The following is a 17,579-nucleotide window of genomic DNA, read 5'->3' on the forward strand; positions in this document are numbered from 1 at the left end:
GAATTTCAGACGGCCTTTAATTTATGGAAACTATCAGGGATTTTCTGATGGTGTTTGATACAGGGTTTGGGGATTGGCTGTATCGGGGATTTCTGCCGGAGCAGTTTGGGGTGCTGCTGCCGGCTCGGAGGTGGCGTTGCTGTCCACCAAGTCATCGATGTCGATGTTGTCGTCTTCGCTTTGAGGGAGCGTGCCGCCGGTTTGTTGGGTGCGGACTTTCATGTAAAGGTCGCGTGTGTAGCTGTATTTGTCGATGGCTGCGCCTTCGAGGCTGTCGGTCAGGTCAAGCAGTTCTTCACGGGTATTGATGGCTTGCAGGCCGGTTGTGCCCCAACGTCCTGCACTGGTGTGGAAGACGGCGTTTTTAACCGGATAGACGGTGGTAACGGCGTTGCCGACGGTATCGCGTACGGTAGATGGGCCAAGCAGGGGGACGACGAAGTAGTTGCTGTTTTTCCAGCCCCATGAGGCGAAGGTGTCGCCGAGTGTGTTTTTATTGCTGGGTACGCCGCCTGCACCGGCTACGTCGATTAAACCGCCAAGGCCGAAGGTGGTGTTGATGCCGACGCGGACGAGGTCTTCGCCGGCGCGTTTGACGTCAAGGCGCAGAACATTGCTGCCGAAGCTGACGACATCGCGCAGGTTGTTGAAGAAGTTGCTCACGCCGGTGCGCACAGGTTTGGGCGTTACTTTGCGATAGCCGCGTGCGACAGGGGAAAGGACGTATTTGTCTGCTTTGTCGTTGAACTTGGAAACGGTGCGGTTGTAGCCTTCGTAAGGGTCGGCCGGATTGCGTTCGGCCAGTGCGGGCGCGGAGGCAAGGCTGATGAGGAGGCAGAGGGAAGCGGTGGTTTTTTTCATGATTGCAACCAGTCTTTGATTTCGTAAAGTTCGGCCAGTGCGCGGACGGAATCGGGAATGTTTTGAATGGTCGGTTTTTTGTCTGTCCGGCGCAGAGCGTTGAGCAGAAGGGAAACGCAGGCGGAATCTGCTTTGCCTACTTGGCTGAAGTCTATGCTGTCTGTTTCTTTCAGACGGCATTGTTGTTCGTAGCGCGCAAAGGCGGAGGCAGTCAGGGTTTTGACGGTAACGTCGCCGCTGATGTAGAGCGTGCCGTTGCGGATTTCTGTTTGCATGGTGTCTTTATGATGTAAGGCATCATGCCGTCTGAACATCAGGCGGCATGGTGCGGGGGTGGATTATTTACCGCCGTTTTTGGCTTTCAAGTCGGCAATCAGGCCGTCGATGCCTTTGGCTTTGATGGTTTCGCCGAATTGGTTGCGGTATACGGTAACCAAGCTTGCGCCTTCGACTGCGACATTGTATGCGCGGTATTTGCTGCCGCTTTGGTAGGTGGTGAAGTCCATGTTGACCGGTTTTTGGCCGGAAACGTTGATTTCGGCGCGGACAACGATTTCTTTACCGCCTTTGTTTACGACCGGGTTGTCTTTGATGTTGACCTTGGCGTTTTTGAATTTCAGCATGGTGCCGGAGTAGGTGCGGATCAGCAGGGTTTGGAACTCTTTGGTCAACGCTTGTTTTTGTGCGTCAGTTGCAGTACGCCATGGATTGCCGACGGCCAAAGCGGTCATGCGTTGGAAGTCGAAGTAAGGGATGGCGTAAGCTTCGGCTTTTTGGCGTGCGGTGTTGGCATCGCCGCTGTTGAGGATTTTCAGCACTTGAACGGAGTTTTCACGGACTTGGTTGACTGCGTCGGCAGGAGAGGCAAATGCCATGCTGATGCTCAATACGCCGATGCTCAATGCGCTGATGAAGGAAGTTTTTTTCATGGGAGTGTCCTGAATATTGGGTTGATATATGTTTATTGTTCGTTTTGACCGGCAGATTCACTGTCTGCGTTTTTTTCGGCAAAGCTGGTCATGAATTTGCCGATAAGGTTTTCCAAAACCATGGCGGAGCTGGTGACGGTAATGGTGTCGCCTGCCGCTAAAGAATCGGTATCGCCGCCTTGTTGCAGGCCGATGTATTGTTCGCCCAACAAGCCTGAAGTCAGGATTTGTGCGGAAACGTCGCTACTGAACTGATATTGGCTGTCCAGATTGAGGGCGACTTTTGCCTGATAGGATTTAGGGTCAAGCTGAATGGAGGCAACGCGGCCCACCAGCACGCCTGCGGATTTGACCGGAGCGTTGGTTTTCAAGCCACCGATGTCGCTGAAATCGGCATAGACGGTGTAGGTTTGAGAGGATTTGCCGAACGATTGTCCGCCGGCGGCGCGGAAGGCGAGAAAGCCGATAGCGGCCGCGCCCAGTAAGACAAACAGTCCTACCCAAAATTCCAAAGCATTTTTTTTCATGTGCTATTGTCCTTGTTTCATTCTTTTTAAGTGTCGTTTCAGACGGCCTTTAGTCGGTAAACATCCACGCGGTCAACATGAAGTCGACAGCGAGGATAGTCAGGGAGGAAGACACTACGGTGCGTGTACTGGCGCGCAAAATACCTTCGGAAGTCGATACGCAGTGGAAGCCCTGATGTACGGCGATCAGCGTAACGGCTACGCCGAAAGCGGCGGATTTGATTAAGCCGTTGAGTACGTCGTAATGGAAGGTAATGTTGTTTTGCATTTGCGACCAGAAAATACCGCCGTCCAAACCCAGCCATTCGACGCCGACCAAATACGCGCCGTAAATGCCGGCAACGTTGAAAATCGAAGCCAGCAAAGGCATGGAAAACACGCCCGCCCAAAAGCGCGGTGCAACCACGCGTGCCACAGGGTCGACCGCCATCACGTTCATTGCTTCAAGCTGCTCGGTGGTTTTCATCAAGCCGATTTCGCTGGTCATGGCACCGCCCGCGCTGCTGGCAAACAGAATAGCCGCCAATACGGGACCCAATTCGCGCAACAGGGAAGCGGCAACCATATAACCCAAAACATCGGCGGATTTGAATTTTGCCAGCTGCGTATAGCCTTGCAAGCCCAATACCATGCCGACAAACAGGCCGGACACGGCAACAATCAGGACAGACAACACGCCTGCAAAGTAAACCTGGCGGATGCTCAGGCGCGGACGGGTAAACGCCGTACCTGATTTGGCCAGGATGTGCAGGAAAAACAGCGTAATGCTGCCCAGCGATTGGATGAAGCCGAGGGTTTTTGCCCCGACGGAACGGATAAAATTCATAGGTTTCAGTTGATTGGTTAAATGGTTTTCAGACGGCCTTGTTTAAAATTCAGGCCGTCTGAACATCAGCCCAGCAAGTCTTGTTTTAAAGTCGTTTGCGCCGGATAGCGGTATGCAACAGGGCCGTCTGCCAAGCCGCCGACAAACTGGCGTACCCAAGGCGAGTCGAGTTCGCGCATTTCTTTGGGCGAGCCGGAGAACATGATTTCGCCGTGTGCCAAGAAAATGACTTGATCGACAATTTCCAATGATCTTTCAATATCATGCGTTACCATGACGCTGGTTGAGCGCAGGGCTTTGTTGGCACGGCTGATGAGGTGGGCGATGACGCCCAGCGAAATCGGGTCGAGGCCGGTGAAAGGTTCGTCATACAACATGATTTCAGGGTCGAGCGCAATTGTACGCGCGAGGGCGACGCGGCGCGACATACCGCCGGAAAGCTCCGAAGGCATCAGGTTTTCAACACCGCGCAAACCGACTGCATTCAGTTTCAGCACCACCAAATCGCGGATGACCGCTTCGGGCAAATCCGTCAGCTCGCGCATGGGGAAGGCGATGTTGTCGAAGACGGATAAGTCGGTGAACAATGCGCCGTGTTGGAATAAAACGCCCATGCGGCGGCGGTGTTCGTACAGCTCCTGCGCTGAAAATGCGGCCAAATCGCGCCCTTCAATCAGCACTTTGCCCGATTGCGGGTGAATTTGACCCGTAATCAGGCGCATCAGCGTGGTTTTACCGCTGCCCGAACCACCCATTACGGCGGCGAAATTGCCTTGTGGAATGCTGAAGTTGATGTTGTTCAGAATAGGACGGTCGCCATATGCGAAGGCAACGTCTTTCATTTCGATGAAGGGTGTGGAACTCATGCAGGAGAGGGGTGTCGAAAAATGTATTTTAATTACGGGTATTGTAAAGGGTATTGGATATTCGGGCAATTTTCAGACGGCCTGCGCTTAGGAATAACGGGTAAAAACGTGTGAAAGAATGCAGAAGCGTTGGTGCTACAGTCGTTTTATCGCGTGTTGTGTCAAACATACAGACGGCTGTGTAGGTATATTTTGTATAGAAATACAAAAAAACAACTGAATCAAATCTAATAAAAATATTTTTATCATCAAATATCAATACTTTTTTGGGGGCGCTTAGACAGGAAACAGCTAATCCAATATCTATATTGAATTCTTTGTAAAAAGAAAGAATAAAATATCGATAAATCTCCTTTACTCTCTCTTGTGGAATAATATATTTTTTATAGGTTTTTATTAAATAGTCTTCTAACTCTCTTATAAAGTTATAAGGATATTTCGTTAATTTTATTATTTTTCCCTGTGCCTAAAGCGTCCTAATTGGCCCATATATTTCCCCCGTTATGAGTCTATTTTCATCCATATAGTTTCAAATTTAGTGGGATACGGACTTAGCTAATGAGCTAAAATCAACGAATAGAAGGAATTTCTCCATTTTTCGAAACAAATATAGGCCAATTTCCAATAATAGATTTGTTTATATCCATTGTTTCTAAATATTCTTTTGACTGATATGGGAAAAACCACCCATCATCATTTTCTCGTACATGAGATTCAACTATTAATAATGACATTCCTATTTCTTGCTCTATTTGACTTAAAAAAGATACTGCAATTTTCTTTGCTTCTTGATAAGTAATTATCATGGCAATACTCCAAATTGAAAATGTTTAAAGGTAGTAAAATTGACTTTTTCTCCTTTTTGTATTTGCCTATCAATATGCCTTTTGGAACAACTGCACTTTATGGCCCGAGCTGGATCGGTTGTGTTAAACAAAGGCCGTCTGAAACGGTTTTTCTGTTTTTAGACAGCCTCTCAGCTCAAACCTTGAGAAGCGAATACGTGCGTTCCGCACACATCCTACCTGTTGAGTTTAGGTTTCATATGGGCTACGGCTTGCTGATTTCAGACGATCTTTTTAATTTAGTTGGGTTTTCAACTCAACCTACACACTTAATCTAAAAGTTCATATAGCATATCTAAAAAGGCATCAAAACTATCTGCAATATGGCTAGTTACCATTTTTGTATCTCCATTCTCATCTTCATAAAAATCATCATGATACATCAGAATGATACATGGATTTTTATTGCATTTTCTGTAATCAAAACAGATATAATCGCCATTAGCTGAAATCCCAAAAGCAATCACTTTTTTTGCATACCCATATTCATCATCAATACATGAATAGCTATAAATATCTTCATAGCCTAAATTTTGCTTATACCCTAAAAATGAAATGTCCCTTTCATCATTTTCACCGTATTGATTGATAAAATTGAAAATATTTTCTTTGGGGTATAAATGATCATGTTTACTAAGAAGTGATACATATGAAACAGGAAAAACGACCCCTACATCTTCAGCAAATTGTTGAATTGTTCTTATTGGAACCAATCCCTCATCTGATAATATTGATAGTTTTCTCATTTTTACTGACCTTTCTTTAACGATTTTTGACCAGTATGCCTAACAGCTTTATGAGTACTATTAGGAATTAACTGCATATTATAAAGAGGTGGGCAAACATGCCCGCCTTGTTTTTAATATTTCTGCAAACCTTCTACCTTGATTTCTTTGGCATTGGCATTGATGAAGGCTTGAGTCGCTTTCATCGTGGCTTGGATGCGCGGATCGTTCCAGCGCACGATTTGGTTGTTTTCATCGCGCTTATCCGACCAAATAATCACGCCGTCGGTGTATTTTTTGCTGATTTCGAGCATTTTGCGCCAGCGGACGGGGTCGATGAACTGTTTGAAATAGGGGCTGTTGGTGGCCGAATAATATTGCGGCCAGATGTAGCCGATGATTTTTTTGTTGGGAAAGCGTTGATGGATGTCGTCAACGGCGGTTTTCACGTCTTTTTCCCATTGCACCAAATCGGGGGAGGTGATGTAGAACACAGGATTGGCATAGTAGCTGATAGCTGCGGTGGGCGCACGGCGTTTGCTGACTTGCTGCCATTTAGCCAAAATGGTTTCGTTGTCAACGTTGGGGCGGTAGTGGCGGATGCCGTGCAGGTGTTCGGAAGGCATGCCGTAGTTGCTGATGATGGCGCGCGGGTTTTCTTCTCTGAAGATTTGGTACATCCGTGCGAAGTCGGTTCTCAATTCGTCAGGTGTCAGCAGCTGTCCGTCTTTTTCGGCAAACCAGCTTTCGATGTCGGTAGAAATGGTGCGGTAGCCTGCGCGGCGCGATTGTTTGGCCAATTCGCGGATACGCGTTTCGTTGAGTACGCCGTGTTTGCGTTTGCCCGTCGGATCGGGTTTGACTAGCTCGCTTTCGTAAATCAAGAACACCTTGGAGAGTTTGTCGGCGGTCAGGTCGGGTTTGCCGACATAGTCTATGCGGTCGTAGATGATGAAATCTTTGGCATGGGCGGAGAGGGCGGTCAATAAGAGGATAAGGGGCAAAAGGCGGTTGGGTTTCATATTAGAGGACAAATAAAGGCTATGAATAAAATTATTCAAGAAGAGGGTATGATTGGGTTAAAAGCGAGAATTAGGGCCTACACCGAAGATGTAGAAAAAGAAGGACGTAATTTTGTCAAAACATTAGGGCCTGCTGGTGATTATAAGGCATGGTTACATGAACCAGATATGAGGACAGGAGGCAAACCAACGGATGTAACGAAGGTAGGGGATAAACGGATAAACTCTATTTTGGAAGGGCAAGCAGATAGAATAGCCAGGGATATATTAAAAATGCCTGATGAAACAACTAAAATCACGTATCAATTGAAATTGAAAAAATAGCTTTATTTAATATTTTTAACATTATATTTAAAGGAATTTAAACATGGTAAGCATAGAACATTATAAAAACTTAGATGATGATGGCAAAATAGATTTTCTTGATAATTTTAATGATAATCCATCTGTGGAATTTTTGAATTATTTGGAAGGAGAGCTATTTTCTACAAATGTAGATGAATTTGTAAAAGTTGAAATATTAAAATTTTTATCTAGATTTAGGCATGATAATAGAGAAACAAAAGATAAAATAGTAAAACTAATAGTAGAAAGCTACCTAGATAATGAAGAGATGACCTTGTCTATTGCGGCACAGGTGTTAATGTTTTTTGATTTAGGAAAAGATGATTTCAGACAAATATCTGATTTATTGTTAGATAAAGAATATCAAAATATGGACATGATTGACTTAACATCTTCATTAATTAGGTTATTATGTACAAAAGAAAATAGAAGCAATGGTTCTGATGAGTATTTTCAGGAACTAGAAAAAATAGATTCTTATAGAGAAGATATAAAAATGTGGATAAATTAACAAAAATTCACAATTCATTAGTTTGTTGCAAATAAACCGTAGCCTGTACAAAACCTTCAGCCTCGACACAGGGTGGGCAATTGCAGCCCCCGCAGCCCCTTCGGGCTACCTGAAAAAGTGCAGGCTGCTTTCAAAGCCCCAAAACGGTTCAAATGCAGCCTGCACATTCAAAGTAGGCCGTAGCCCCGCACGAAACCTTCAAATTCTGATGTTAGGGTGTGTGTGGTACGCGCACACGCGGTTTCTGCTTTTCAGACGGCCTCAATCCGTTCTTTGAGGCCGTCTGAAACATTGGTTCTTTCGCCAGCTGCCCGACGGCGAAAACCAATATTACCAATACGATTTAGAAAACCAACTCGTCCGCGCCGAAATCAAAAAGCCCGCAGGCAATTTTTTAGGCAGATAAGGGAAAAGAGCCATTGTACGGGAAGCGGTGTTAAAGTGAGTCAAAGGCCGTCTGAAAGGATAAAAGTCCTTTCAGACGGCCTTTTATTTGAATGCAGCAGGAATATTCAGCTTTATGGCTAGTGTCACGGATTTATTGCGCTGCAGTTTTTTCCAGCAATAGGAAAGTCTCGGTTTTGTTGCGCGGTCTTGCGCCTTGCCACAAGGTTTGCCAGCCCGAAGGTGCGCCAATGTTGGCGGCTTGGCGGATGAGGCGGTAGCGGCAGGACGGGTTGTCGGTCGTGGTTTTAATATGGCTGTATTGTGTCCACGCGATGCGTGTGCGCTGGTCTTGGCCGTCGATGCTGATACATTCGAGGCCGTCTGAAAGTTTCTGTTTTAATTCGGAAGAAAGCGCGGCTTCCATTTGGTGTACTACCGGCGCATGGCTTTTGGCGGCGTTGAGCCATGGTAAAAACAGGGTCATCAGCAAGGCCCAGGCCAAGGTAACGCCAGCTGCCCAGTTGGTTACGGCTTGGCGGCCGCGGATGTTTTTACGCGTAATCGCCCAGAGCCACAACGGGGTAAACAGCAGGGCGACGGTCATCGGAATCGGGTCGATGTCGGGGATGTAATATGGGCTGAAATAGGCGGCGCGTTCGGCCAGCTTGGCAGGCCAGCCGTAGTTCATGGCGAAGAAGCCTAGCCACAGGAAGACGGCAATCAAACCGAATGCCATGATATCGAACCAGTTGATAAATGCCGCCGCACCGCGGCGCAGGCCGTCCAGTTGTACCGCGCCGAGCAGGGCAAGCGGCGGCAACAGCCAAACGAGGTTGTCTTGCAGGCGTTGCGGGTTGATGGCGAGCAGGGCTGTCATGATAACCAGCCACGACAGGCCCAGAATGCCCCAGTTTTTATCGTGGATACGCGTGCGGCTGAGCGTCCATGCTGCCAGCGGCCAAGCAGGCAGGGTAAACCACAGCAGGTTTTTCAGATAATAGGGCAGGTTGAAGGCCGTCTGAATCTGATGGAAGCCACCGAATACGCCTAAGGAATAATGGTTGAACCAAATATCAAACCATTCGGGATTGGTTTTGGATAAAACCAGCGGATACAGAATCAGCAGGGGCAGGGAAACGACGATGGCGCCAATCAGGGTCAGCAAATAGCGTTTGCTTTGCCAAGTAGAATGGAACGACAGGGCAAGTGCCAAAAACATCATGGCCGCGGTCAGCAGGTAGCCTGAAGAAAGGGAGAGTAAAACCCAGCCGCCGCACAACAGCAAAATGGCGATAATGACGCGGCGGCGTGCCAGTGAAAAGCCGCACAGAATCAATCCAAATGCGGCAAAATCGGCCGACATGGGATTGAGGAAGTGGGCGATGGGCAGCAAACCGATGCTGCCGATAAGGATTAAGACAACGCTGCGGCCGTGGTGTCTGCCGAGAAAGTTGAAGCCGGCAAAACCGCAGGCGGTCAGTCCGATGGCGGTAAATACCACGCCGGCAAAACGCGCGGCATCATAGGCATCGGCCGCCCAAGGCGAAAACAGGGTTTGGAATGCGGTTGACGCCCACAAAAAAGCAGGGGAGATGGTAAAGTCGGGTTGGCCGAAGATTTGTGCAATCAACAGGCTGCCGCCGTTTTTCATGGATTCGGAGGCAGTAAAGAGGGAGGGTTCGGCAGGGTTCCACAAGTCATGCGAGAACACGCCCGGCCACAGCCAAGCAAAGGCCATCAGCAGCAGAAGCCATGGTTTTTCATGGGTTTTTTGGGGGCGGCGCGGATCGGGCGGTGTGTAAGTCAGCATGGAAGGTCAAAAAACGGTTGGTTTGAATAGCAATGGTACAGGGTTTGACGGGTTTGCGCGATATGTCGGACCGGGGAGCTTTGTAAAATAATGCTGACGGCTCGTTTTTATCGGGTGTTTGGAATGATATGGCATTCGGTTGACGACAAAAAGCTCAGGCCGTCTGAAAGAAATGTTTCAGACGGCCTGAATGCAAAAAAGACTGCACGAAGCAGTCTTTTTGACAAAGCGGCAATTAGCGTTTGAACAGGTTGCCGAATTTGTTGTTGAATTTGTCCACACGACCGGTAGTGTCGACGATTTTTTGAGTACCGGTGTAGAAAGGGTGGCACAGAGAGCAAACCTCAACGTTGAAGCTGTCTTTTTCCATTGCGGATTTGGTCACGAATTTGTTGCCGCAAGAGCAGGTAACGTTGATTTCGTGGTAGTTCGGGTGAATACCTTGTTTCATTTGATTTCCTTTCGATTAAGCGGGCACAGGGGTTTTGCCTGTACTTCAGTTAAGCGTGGGATTTTCGCTATTTTTGGCTGTTTCGTCAAGAGGATATTTTGTATGTAGGGCAGTTTCGCAACAGACGAGAACAGTTTAGAATAGAGTTTCGAACCAAATATTATGCGATCAGATTGTGATCTAACTGAAAAGAGGATGTAAAACCTCCTCTAGATGTGAAACTTTAAGAAGAATAATAGTCTGAATAATATTTACGCTTGTACGAACAGGAGACGGAATCAATGTGGAAAAGGATATTGACGTGCATTTTGCGTGTTTGGGGAGGAATGTTGCCTCCGTCTTATTGCAAACCATTCGGCAGAAGTGCGCAAAAATTCCGTGCTGCTTTGGCTGCGTGCATTTCTCCAAACATCGGTAAAAACGTCAATATTGAAAAAGGCGGATACGTCTTTCCAGATACGGTAGTCGGCGATAATTCGGGCATCGGCGTAAACTGCGAAATCTGCCGCGGTTTGACCCTCGGCAAGAACGTGATGATGGGGCCGGAATGCCTGTTTTATTCGACCAACCACAAATTCAACCCTGAAACCCGCCGCTTTGAAGGCTATACAGATATCAGCCCGATTGTGATTGAAGATAATGTTTGGATTGGTCGGCGTGTGATTATCATGGGCGGCGTTACCATCGGTAAGGGCGCGGTAATCGGCGCAGGTTCGGTGGTTACCAAAGATGTGCCGCCTTATTGCGTGGTTGCGGGAAATCCTGCGATTGTTCGGAAAAAACTGCTGGATGAGCAAGAGCTTGCAGCCGAATAGCGTAAACAAAACAGCAAAATAAAAGGCCGTCTGAAATTCAGACGGTCTTTTTTAGAACCTGTATTCACAAAAATGATAAAATATCTTTATGACTAAAAAATCCTACCCAACAGACTTAACAGATGCCCAATGGCAAGCGATTGAGCCGCATTTTAACCGGCTACGCCACTACAAATGGGATAAACGTGAATTAGTGAATGCCGTTTTGTACATTACCAAAACAGGTTGCCAATGGCGTATGCTGCCCAATGATTTTCCACCTTATCCGACCGTATGGAGTTTCTATCGCAGAGCCAACCAATCAGGCTTATGGGATAGGATTCTTTTGGCATTGGTTCAAAAAAACGTTTAATCCATCAAAAACAAGCGATGCCGACTTATGCCATTATTGATTCGCAAAGTGTCAAAACAGCTTCCGGCGCACATGATAAAGGTTTTGACGGAGGTAAAAAAATCAAAGGCCGTAAGCGACATATAGCTGTTGATACGTTGGGTAACCTATTGTCTGTTGTGGTTCATGCAGCCAATATCCATGACACAAAAGCAGGTATTTTTGTAGCAAAAAAAGCGTTTGAGACCTATCCGGGTTTAAAAGGTTTCTGTGCAGACGCAGGTTATCGGAATACATTTGAGCGCGAAGTATCGGAGCAATTGGGTTTAACTGTTGAGATTTCAAAGAAAATTCAAGATATTTCTTGGCATATTCTGCCCAAGCGTTGGATTGTAGAACGAACGTTTGCATGGTTAGGTTGGTCTCGACGTTTGGCAAAAGATTTTGAGCAGACGAATTTATCTGCTGAAAATTTTGTCAAACTAGGGTATATTTCACAAATATTAAAATTTATCAAATAGTTGTTTGTGAATACAGGTTCTTAATATTGATTAAGCGGCAATTTTTTCGCATTCTTTAATACAAGCCAAGCAAGATTCGTAGCAGGCTTTGCATTCAGCGTGGTGGCCGGCATGTTCTTTGCAGGCGGCAGAACATTGTTTGCAGGCTTCGATGCACACTTTTGCCAAAGACGGAGTCAGGCGTGAATTTTGGGCGGCGAGGTTTTGCAATGTGCCGCACAGTGCCAACATTTGGTTAACTCCGGTTGCGCAGTCTTTCATGGAAGTATCGCCGGAGCTCAACAGAGCGATGCAGTGTGCCAGACAGATTTGGCCGGCTTCAACGCAATGTGCGGCTGCTTTGCGCGCAGCTTCATAGGCGCGCGGTGCAGAATGCGCGTGACCAGCATGATCGGCGTGGTGTGCATGGCCTGCATGGTCGTGAGCACGGGCAAAAGAAGCGGCGGCGGTGAGGGAGACAGCAGCGGCGCTGCCGATAAATTGACGACGGTTCATAAGATAGAGTCCTTTTTGCTTTGTGAAATGATATTACGAATGATTAAATCTATTCGATAACAATAGGTTAACATATTATTTGTTTGTAAACAATAAAGGCTGCCTGAATTTTTAGGCAGCCTTTCTTTTAGATTTACGCGTTAGGTTGATAGAGTTTTCTTTTCCTGAATCAGCAGCTTCAACAAAGTTGCCGCGCTGTCCAAGACTGTATCAGCATATCCAACAATAAAGGTTTTTGCCAATAAAAAAGAAAAGGCCGTCTGAAAAATATTCAGACGGCCTTTATTCAAACTAAAGCCTACATCAGATGATTTCTAAAATGAAGTACTGACGCAGTTTTTCGTACACATGGCTTTGTACGTTGATACAACCATTGGTTATGATGCGGTCGGCCACATGAGGGGAGACGATGCGTTCCATGCGCCTTTCTTGTGGCTTGAGCGTCCATACCCTATGTAACGCAAACAGAAAGTCATTTTCCTCTTTGAAGCCGATAACTTCGCCACCGTAACCCGGTTTGCTGGTCATCATCAGCGTCATATTGAATTTGCCTTTCGGTGTGGTCTTGCCAATCAGTACCGGATGGCACTGACCGTCATCGGCAAAGCAAAGCTCCGCCTTAGCAGTATTGACCACAACTTTTTTACGCTGGATATAGTCGCTGACAGCATCGGCAGCAGCCAAAGAATTCAGGCCTGCTGCCAAGGCTATACCCAATAGGATCCGTTTCAAATTTGTCCTTATTGACGGATGCGTTTAGGAGCTTCTTTAATGATCTCGCGGATGATCACTTGAGGCTCTTGTTTAGGTGCTGGAGGAGGACATACGGCATCTTTAGGGAATACTGGATTCCAGTAGAAGCTGCGGGCAAATTTGTCTTTATCGAAAATAATTTTGTATTGGCAGGTGGTAACGCCTTCTACGCCGGAAGTGTTTTCAGGGTCAACACCTACGCCCGGGGTGTAGAAGTGGAACAGGTAATCCCATTCGCGTACGCCGTACATGCCTTCGTTGTAATGCGGGCGACCCAAGATTTTGTAGATGTCGTCTTTGGTCAGGCCGGGACGCATCAAGTCCAATTCGTCATAGGTCGGGAATGTACCGCGATCGTTGTTGAAGGTCAGGGAGTAAGGTTTAGGGAAGCGTGGCTCGTCTGTAGTGCCTTCAGGAGTGATTTTGCTCTTAGTAGCACAGGCAGCCAGCAGGCCGGTAGCCAGCAGGACGAAGCCCACTTTTGCGATTTTTTTCATTTGATAATCCTTTTATTGATTTTACCGGCCGAACTTTTCAGACGGCCTGTTAGTGCCGGCAGCGAGTTTGCCGGTTTACCCAAATAATGTTGTGCTTCTTAAAGATGTACCCGACGGTTTGACAAACAGAACATCGGCACATTCCGGCAGGGCATTGCGCCTCATCTCCGTTGTATCCGCCTGAATCGGCAGAACCGTTTAGACGGCCTGACTGACATTTATTATCACTTTGTAATAATTTCACTGCGAGTAAGGCTTGGAGTTTAGAGATTTCCGGTTTTCGATAAATCAGGTTGTATTGCGTAATGCCTTGTTATCTTGGTGCTTTAGTTCTTTTTGGCATTTGCCGGAGATTAGGTACTTAATCTTTCGGGTGTTATCCCTGCAAATTGTATGCCAGTTTCCCTTTATACGCATAATCTGTGTATGCCGGAATGTTGGCTTTATACAACATTCATATTAACGAACCAGAAACGGATTGTACCTTTTCTCATGCCCGATACTGGTCATGCGGCCGTGTCCGGCGATAACTTGCGTGGTTTCGGGCAGGGTTAATAGTTTAGTGCAGATATTGTTTATGAGGTCATCATGATTGCCGCGCGGAAAATCTGTGCGACCGACGGTCTCATAAAATAAAACATCGCCTGCGACTAAAAGACCGTTTTCGGCGTTATAGAAAACGACTTGGCCGGGGGTGTGGCCGGGAATGTGGAGGACTTGGAAGCTGTGGTTGCCGACCTTGAGCGATTCTCCTTCTTCCAACCAGCGTGTCGGCGTGAATGACGGAGAAACGGGGAAACTGTATTGCGCCGTCGTTTGCGGAAGGGCTTGGAGCAGGAATTCGTCGTCTTTGTGCGGGCCGAGAACGGGTATGTCGCAGGTTTTCAAAAGTTCAACCACGCCGCCTGCGTGGTCAAGATGGCCGTGGGTCAGCCAAATGGCGGTCAGCTTGAGGCCTTTGTTTTGGACTTGCTGCAATAAATAGGGTACGTCGCCACCGACATCGGTCAAAACGGCTTCTTTGGTTTCGTCATCCCAAATCAGCGTGCAGTTTTGACGGAAGGGGGTAACGGCGTTGATTTCAAATTGGAGTGCCATGGGTGTTCCTAGGAAATGCTTATTAACGTTGTTTACGTTTCAGACGGCCTTTTGCTATTATGTATATATAATAAAAAGCAAGTCTGGAAAAGTGTCTTATGAATAATGTAATGCGAACCATGATACCGATTTTTGCGGCTTCTTTCATCTCTGCGGCGTTTGGTGCAGATTTGTTGTTGGCGCAGGAATATAAAAATCAAGATATTGCCGGTTGGGCCATGAGTGAAAAGTTGGATGGCGTGCGCGCGTATTGGGACGGCAGGCAGCTGGTCAGTCGTCAGGGTTATGTGTTTACACCGCCCAAAGGTTTTACAGCAGGTTTTCCGCCGTTTCCGATGGATGGCGAGTTGTACAGCGGACGAGGGCGGTTTGAGCAAATTTCCGCGACGGTGCGTTCTGCCTCGGGAAATTGGGACGGCATCCGCTTGCATGTTTTTGATGTGCCGCAGGCGCAGGGCAATCTATATCAGCGGCTGGAAACGGCTTCGAAATGGCTGAAATCACACCCGTCGGCACGGTTTACGGTTATTCCGCAAATCAAGGTGCGCGACAAACAGCATGCTTTGGATTTTTTGAAACAAGTCGAAGCGCTGGGTGGGGAAGGTGTGATGCTGCGTCAACCTGAAGCCCGTTATGCAAGCGGTAGAAATGGGCAGCTGTTGAAGCTGAAAAGTGAATATGATGATGAATGTACGGTAACGCGTCATTATGAGGGTAAAGGGCGCAATGTCGGGCGTTTGGGTGCGGTCGGGTGTAAAAACCGATATGGCGAGTTTCGTATCGGTAGCGGTTTTAAGGATAAGGACCGCGACCATCCGCCGAAAATCGGTGCACTGATTACTTACCGTTATCGTGGTTTTACGCAAAAAGGAACGCCGAAATTTGCAACATTTGTCAGGGTGCGTTCGGATCGATAAAACAAATTAAAGGCCGTCTGAAAATAGGTTTCAGACGGCCTTTAATATAGATGTTGCATAGTTTTTTATAAGGTTTCCAATACATCGGGCAATTCGGCCAAGCTGTTGAGCATGGCGACATGGGGCATGGAGGAAAGCTGTTGGGCGGTATGTGCGCCGGTGGTGACAGCGATGGCGCGGATTTTGGCATTGGCGGCCATTTCTAGGTCGTGGGTGGTGTCGCCGACGACGACGGCCTCTTCCGGTTCAATACCCAGTCGGTCGCAGAGGGCAAGTGCCATGTCGGGCGCGGGTTTGGACGGATATTCGCCGGCGCAGGCGGTTTCCAGCCAAAAGGCTTGGGTGTCAGTTTGTGCAATGGCTTTGTCCAAGCCGCCTCGGCCTTTGCCGGTGGCGACGGCAAGCCAATAGCCTTGTTGTTTCAAGCGTTGCAGGCAGGGCAGGGCTTCGGGGAACAGGGTCATGTTGTGATTGTTGGGATTGAGGTAGTGCGCGGCATAGGTCTCAATCAGGGTTTCCTGAACGTGTTCGCTGACGTTGTGGGCAAGGCGGCGGATGATGCCGGAGAGGCTGTATCCGATGAGCGGACGGATTTGGTCGGCTTCGGGAACAGGCAGGCCGCAATCGGCAAAGCTTTGCTGAAAGGTGTGGATGATGGGGTTGGTGGTGTCGGCAAGCGTGCCGTCCCAGTCGAAAATAATGAGTTTGGGTTTCATGGGTTTCCTTTCAGACGGCCTTTTCCTGATTTTCCAACATTACAACAAATTGCGCCAATTCTTGCGGCAGGGGGGCTTTCAGGATCAGTTTTTCGCCGGTCAGCGGATGGGCGAGGTGCAGCTCGGAAGCGTGCAGGAACATTCTTTTCAAACCAAGTTTTTGCAGGCGTTTGTTGGCCTGATAGTCGCCGTAACGTTCGTCGCCTGCAATAGGGCAGTCTTGCGATTGCAGGTGGACGCGGATTTGGTGGGTGCGGCCGGTTTTCAGGGTGGCTTCGACAAAGGTTAGGTCGGATAGGCCGACTTGGTGTAACAGGCCGTCTGAAAAACGGTTTAACACGCGGAAGATGGTGTGGGCGGATTGGCCGTCTTCGCTGACGCGCACCATTTTTTCGCCTTGTGCGCCGGTGTATTTGAACAGGGGGAGCTTGACGTGGAAGCGGTCGTTCGGCAGCCTGCCGACACCCAGCGCAAGATAGATTTTTTTCGGATGGTCGTTGCGGATGGCTTCGTGCAGTTTCACCAAGGCGCTGCGTTTTTTGGCAATCATCAAAAGGCCGCTGGTGTCTTTGTCGAGGCGGTGGACGAGTTCGAGATAACGCGCTTCGGGACGGGCGCGGCGGATTTGTTCGATGACGCCGAAGCTCACGCCGCTACCGCCGTGGACGGCAACGCCGGAAGGTTTGTTGATGACCAAAAGCGCATCGTCTTCGTAAACGATCTCAAACTCGCGCGCAGGCGCGGCCTGGCTTTCAGACGGCCTTTGTTTTTCGGCGATGCGTATCGGCGGAATGCGGACGGTATCGCCTGCCTGAATGCGGTTGTCGGGTTTGCAGCGTTTTTTGTTCAGCCGCACTTCGCCGGCGCGGATAATGCGGTGGATATGGCTTTTCGGGACGCCTTTGAGGATTTTTATCAGATAGTTATCAAGGCGTTGGCCTTCTTCGTGTTCGGCGACGGCAATCAGGCTGACTGAATCTTTGCGTATTGCGTGCATTTTCTCTATAATCCCAAACGTCCGTTTCGGGATCCGAAACCTGCCGTCGCAGGCCGTCTGAAACGGATTTATTGTTAAAACGAGATTTTATATTAAAAACGCACTCCGCAAAGCATTTCCTTGTGTTTGTTCAAAGCCGGCAAACGCAATCCCGTAATTAAGTTTGAATTGAACCTGCCGTCCGGCCGGGCATAAGACGCAGTCCGCGCAGCACCGTCCGAAATTACCGGCGCTACGATAATAAGAAGATGTAGGCTGCCTTATTTTGTTCGAAGCATCAACATTCGGACGGCAGCGGAACCATCAACCTTTCCGCCGCATTGTTCTTTATTTC

At 48.1% G+C, this 17,579-nt stretch carries 23 protein-coding genes and 2 pseudogenes; 7 read left to right on the top strand and 18 right to left on the bottom strand.

Features of this window, described 5'->3' with window-relative positions:
- Nucleotides 1-33 precede the first annotated feature (33 nt).
- The 10 genes and pseudogenes from FAH67_RS09055 to FAH67_RS09100 all read right to left on the bottom strand — a co-directional run bounded on the left by FAH67_RS09055 (nucleotide 34) and on the right by FAH67_RS09100 (nucleotide 6,601).
- Nucleotides 34-861 (bottom strand): MlaA family lipoprotein, encoded by an 828-nt coding sequence (locus tag FAH67_RS09055; RefSeq protein WP_003681814.1) that lies wholly within the window; start codon nucleotides 859-861, stop codon nucleotides 34-36.
- Nucleotides 858-1,136, bottom strand: a complete 279-nt coding sequence (locus FAH67_RS09060) for an STAS domain-containing protein (protein ID WP_036493932.1) — start codon at nucleotides 1,134-1,136, stop codon at nucleotides 858-860. Before FAH67_RS09060 ends, FAH67_RS09055 begins: the two co-directional genes overlap by 4 nt.
- 63 nt (nucleotides 1,137-1,199) lie before the next feature.
- Nucleotides 1,200-1,790: an MlaC/ttg2D family ABC transporter substrate-binding protein gene (locus tag FAH67_RS09065; protein ID WP_003681817.1), complete on the bottom strand. Its 591-nt coding sequence runs from the start codon at nucleotides 1,788-1,790 to the stop codon at nucleotides 1,200-1,202.
- 32 nt (nucleotides 1,791-1,822) lie between these two features.
- Nucleotides 1,823-2,317, bottom strand: coding sequence for an outer membrane lipid asymmetry maintenance protein MlaD (gene mlaD, locus FAH67_RS09070; RefSeq protein WP_003681819.1), 495 nt, complete (start codon nucleotides 2,315-2,317; stop codon nucleotides 1,823-1,825).
- Nucleotides 2,318-2,366: 49 nt separating this feature from the next.
- Entirely contained in the window at nucleotides 2,367-3,143 is a 777-nt protein-coding gene (gene mlaE / locus FAH67_RS09075; protein WP_003681824.1) for a lipid asymmetry maintenance ABC transporter permease subunit MlaE, read from the bottom strand.
- A 65-nt stretch (nucleotides 3,144-3,208) separates the two neighbouring features.
- Nucleotides 3,209-4,009, bottom strand: a complete 801-nt coding sequence (locus FAH67_RS09080) for an ABC transporter ATP-binding protein (protein ID WP_003681826.1) — start codon at nucleotides 4,007-4,009, stop codon at nucleotides 3,209-3,211.
- A 189-nt stretch (nucleotides 4,010-4,198) separates the two neighbouring features.
- Nucleotides 4,199-4,460, bottom strand: a pseudogene (locus FAH67_RS12335) (hypothetical protein); the annotation flags it as partial.
- Nucleotides 4,461-4,578: 118 nt separating this feature from the next.
- A complete protein-coding gene (locus tag FAH67_RS09090; RefSeq protein WP_003681829.1) occupies nucleotides 4,579-4,815 on the bottom strand; it encodes a YrhB domain-containing protein in 237 nt (78 codons plus the stop codon).
- A gap of 308 nt (nucleotides 4,816-5,123) precedes the next feature.
- A complete protein-coding gene (locus FAH67_RS09095) occupies nucleotides 5,124-5,600 on the bottom strand; it encodes an SMI1/KNR4 family protein (protein ID WP_003681834.1) in 477 nt (158 codons plus the stop codon).
- Between the two features lie 113 nt (nucleotides 5,601-5,713).
- Nucleotides 5,714-6,601 (bottom strand): hypothetical protein, encoded by an 888-nt coding sequence (locus FAH67_RS09100; protein ID WP_003681836.1) that lies wholly within the window; start codon nucleotides 6,599-6,601, stop codon nucleotides 5,714-5,716.
- Between the two features lie 21 nt (nucleotides 6,602-6,622).
- Between FAH67_RS09100 and FAH67_RS09105 the strand changes: the two genes are divergently transcribed.
- From FAH67_RS09105 to FAH67_RS12155, 3 genes and pseudogenes are all read left to right on the top strand, one after another.
- Nucleotides 6,623-6,925, top strand: coding sequence for a polymorphic toxin type 15 domain-containing protein (locus FAH67_RS09105; RefSeq protein WP_003681838.1), 303 nt, complete (start codon nucleotides 6,623-6,625; stop codon nucleotides 6,923-6,925).
- 43 nt (nucleotides 6,926-6,968) lie between these two features.
- Nucleotides 6,969-7,457, top strand: coding sequence for a hypothetical protein (locus FAH67_RS09110; protein WP_003681840.1), 489 nt, complete (start codon nucleotides 6,969-6,971; stop codon nucleotides 7,455-7,457).
- Nucleotides 7,458-7,755: 298 nt separating this feature from the next.
- A pseudogene (locus tag FAH67_RS12155) lies at nucleotides 7,756-7,848 on the top strand (RHS repeat-associated core domain-containing protein); the annotation flags it as partial.
- A gap of 147 nt (nucleotides 7,849-7,995) precedes the next feature.
- Here the strand turns inward: FAH67_RS12155 and FAH67_RS09120 are convergent.
- Nucleotides 7,996-9,654 (bottom strand): ArnT family glycosyltransferase, encoded by a 1,659-nt coding sequence (locus tag FAH67_RS09120; protein WP_003681843.1) that lies wholly within the window; start codon nucleotides 9,652-9,654, stop codon nucleotides 7,996-7,998.
- A gap of 235 nt (nucleotides 9,655-9,889) precedes the next feature.
- Nucleotides 9,890-10,105, bottom strand: a complete 216-nt coding sequence (rpmE, locus tag FAH67_RS09125) for a 50S ribosomal protein L31 (RefSeq protein WP_003681847.1) — start codon at nucleotides 10,103-10,105, stop codon at nucleotides 9,890-9,892.
- Between the two features lie 281 nt (nucleotides 10,106-10,386).
- Here rpmE and FAH67_RS09130 point away from each other — a divergent pair, with 281 nt between their 5' ends.
- From FAH67_RS09130 to FAH67_RS11890, 3 genes are all read left to right on the top strand, one after another.
- Nucleotides 10,387-10,920 (top strand): acyltransferase, encoded by a 534-nt coding sequence (locus FAH67_RS09130; RefSeq protein WP_003681849.1) that lies wholly within the window; start codon nucleotides 10,387-10,389, stop codon nucleotides 10,918-10,920.
- An 88-nt stretch (nucleotides 10,921-11,008) separates the two neighbouring features.
- Nucleotides 11,009-11,272 (top strand): transposase, encoded by a 264-nt coding sequence (locus FAH67_RS11885; RefSeq protein ID WP_112890770.1) that lies wholly within the window; start codon nucleotides 11,009-11,011, stop codon nucleotides 11,270-11,272.
- Nucleotides 11,273-11,289: 17 nt separating this feature from the next.
- The gene (locus FAH67_RS11890) at nucleotides 11,290-11,772 is read left to right on the top strand and encodes an IS5 family transposase (RefSeq protein ID WP_112890727.1); all 483 of its coding nucleotides are present in this window, start codon (nucleotides 11,290-11,292) and stop codon (nucleotides 11,770-11,772) included.
- A 30-nt stretch (nucleotides 11,773-11,802) separates the two neighbouring features.
- Here the strand turns inward: FAH67_RS11890 and FAH67_RS09145 are convergent, their stop codons facing one another.
- The 4 genes from FAH67_RS09145 to FAH67_RS09160 form a co-directional block, all read right to left on the bottom strand.
- Complete coding sequence (locus FAH67_RS09145; protein WP_003679671.1) at nucleotides 11,803-12,267, bottom strand: four-helix bundle copper-binding protein; 465 nt, start codon at nucleotides 12,265-12,267, stop codon at nucleotides 11,803-11,805.
- Between the two features lie 303 nt (nucleotides 12,268-12,570).
- The gene (locus FAH67_RS09150) at nucleotides 12,571-12,999 is read right to left on the bottom strand and encodes a hypothetical protein (protein ID WP_003679668.1); all 429 of its coding nucleotides are present in this window, start codon (nucleotides 12,997-12,999) and stop codon (nucleotides 12,571-12,573) included.
- Nucleotides 13,000-13,007: 8 nt separating this feature from the next.
- Nucleotides 13,008-13,517, bottom strand: coding sequence for an outer membrane protein assembly factor BamE (locus FAH67_RS09155; RefSeq protein ID WP_039863590.1), 510 nt, complete (start codon nucleotides 13,515-13,517; stop codon nucleotides 13,008-13,010).
- Between the two features lie 459 nt (nucleotides 13,518-13,976).
- Complete coding sequence (locus FAH67_RS09160; protein WP_003679662.1) at nucleotides 13,977-14,615, bottom strand: MBL fold metallo-hydrolase; 639 nt, start codon at nucleotides 14,613-14,615, stop codon at nucleotides 13,977-13,979.
- A gap of 110 nt (nucleotides 14,616-14,725) precedes the next feature.
- On the opposite strand from FAH67_RS09160, the gene FAH67_RS09165 reads away from it, so the two are divergent.
- Complete coding sequence (locus tag FAH67_RS09165; RefSeq protein WP_039863588.1) at nucleotides 14,726-15,532, top strand: DNA ligase; 807 nt, start codon at nucleotides 14,726-14,728, stop codon at nucleotides 15,530-15,532.
- A 65-nt stretch (nucleotides 15,533-15,597) separates the two neighbouring features.
- Here FAH67_RS09165 and FAH67_RS09170 read toward each other — a convergent pair whose 3' ends face one another.
- Both FAH67_RS09170 and FAH67_RS09175 read right to left on the bottom strand, forming a co-directional pair.
- Nucleotides 15,598-16,248, bottom strand: coding sequence for an HAD-IA family hydrolase (locus FAH67_RS09170; protein WP_003679659.1), 651 nt, complete (start codon nucleotides 16,246-16,248; stop codon nucleotides 15,598-15,600).
- 10 nt (nucleotides 16,249-16,258) lie between these two features.
- Nucleotides 16,259-17,245, bottom strand: coding sequence for an RluA family pseudouridine synthase (locus FAH67_RS09175; RefSeq protein ID WP_003679658.1), 987 nt, complete (start codon nucleotides 17,243-17,245; stop codon nucleotides 16,259-16,261).
- Nucleotides 17,246-17,579: the final 334 nt, after the last annotated feature.

It is taken from the genome of Neisseria flavescens, assembly GCF_005221285.1.
Lineage (GTDB): Bacteria > Pseudomonadota > Gammaproteobacteria > Burkholderiales > Neisseriaceae > Neisseria > Neisseria flavescens.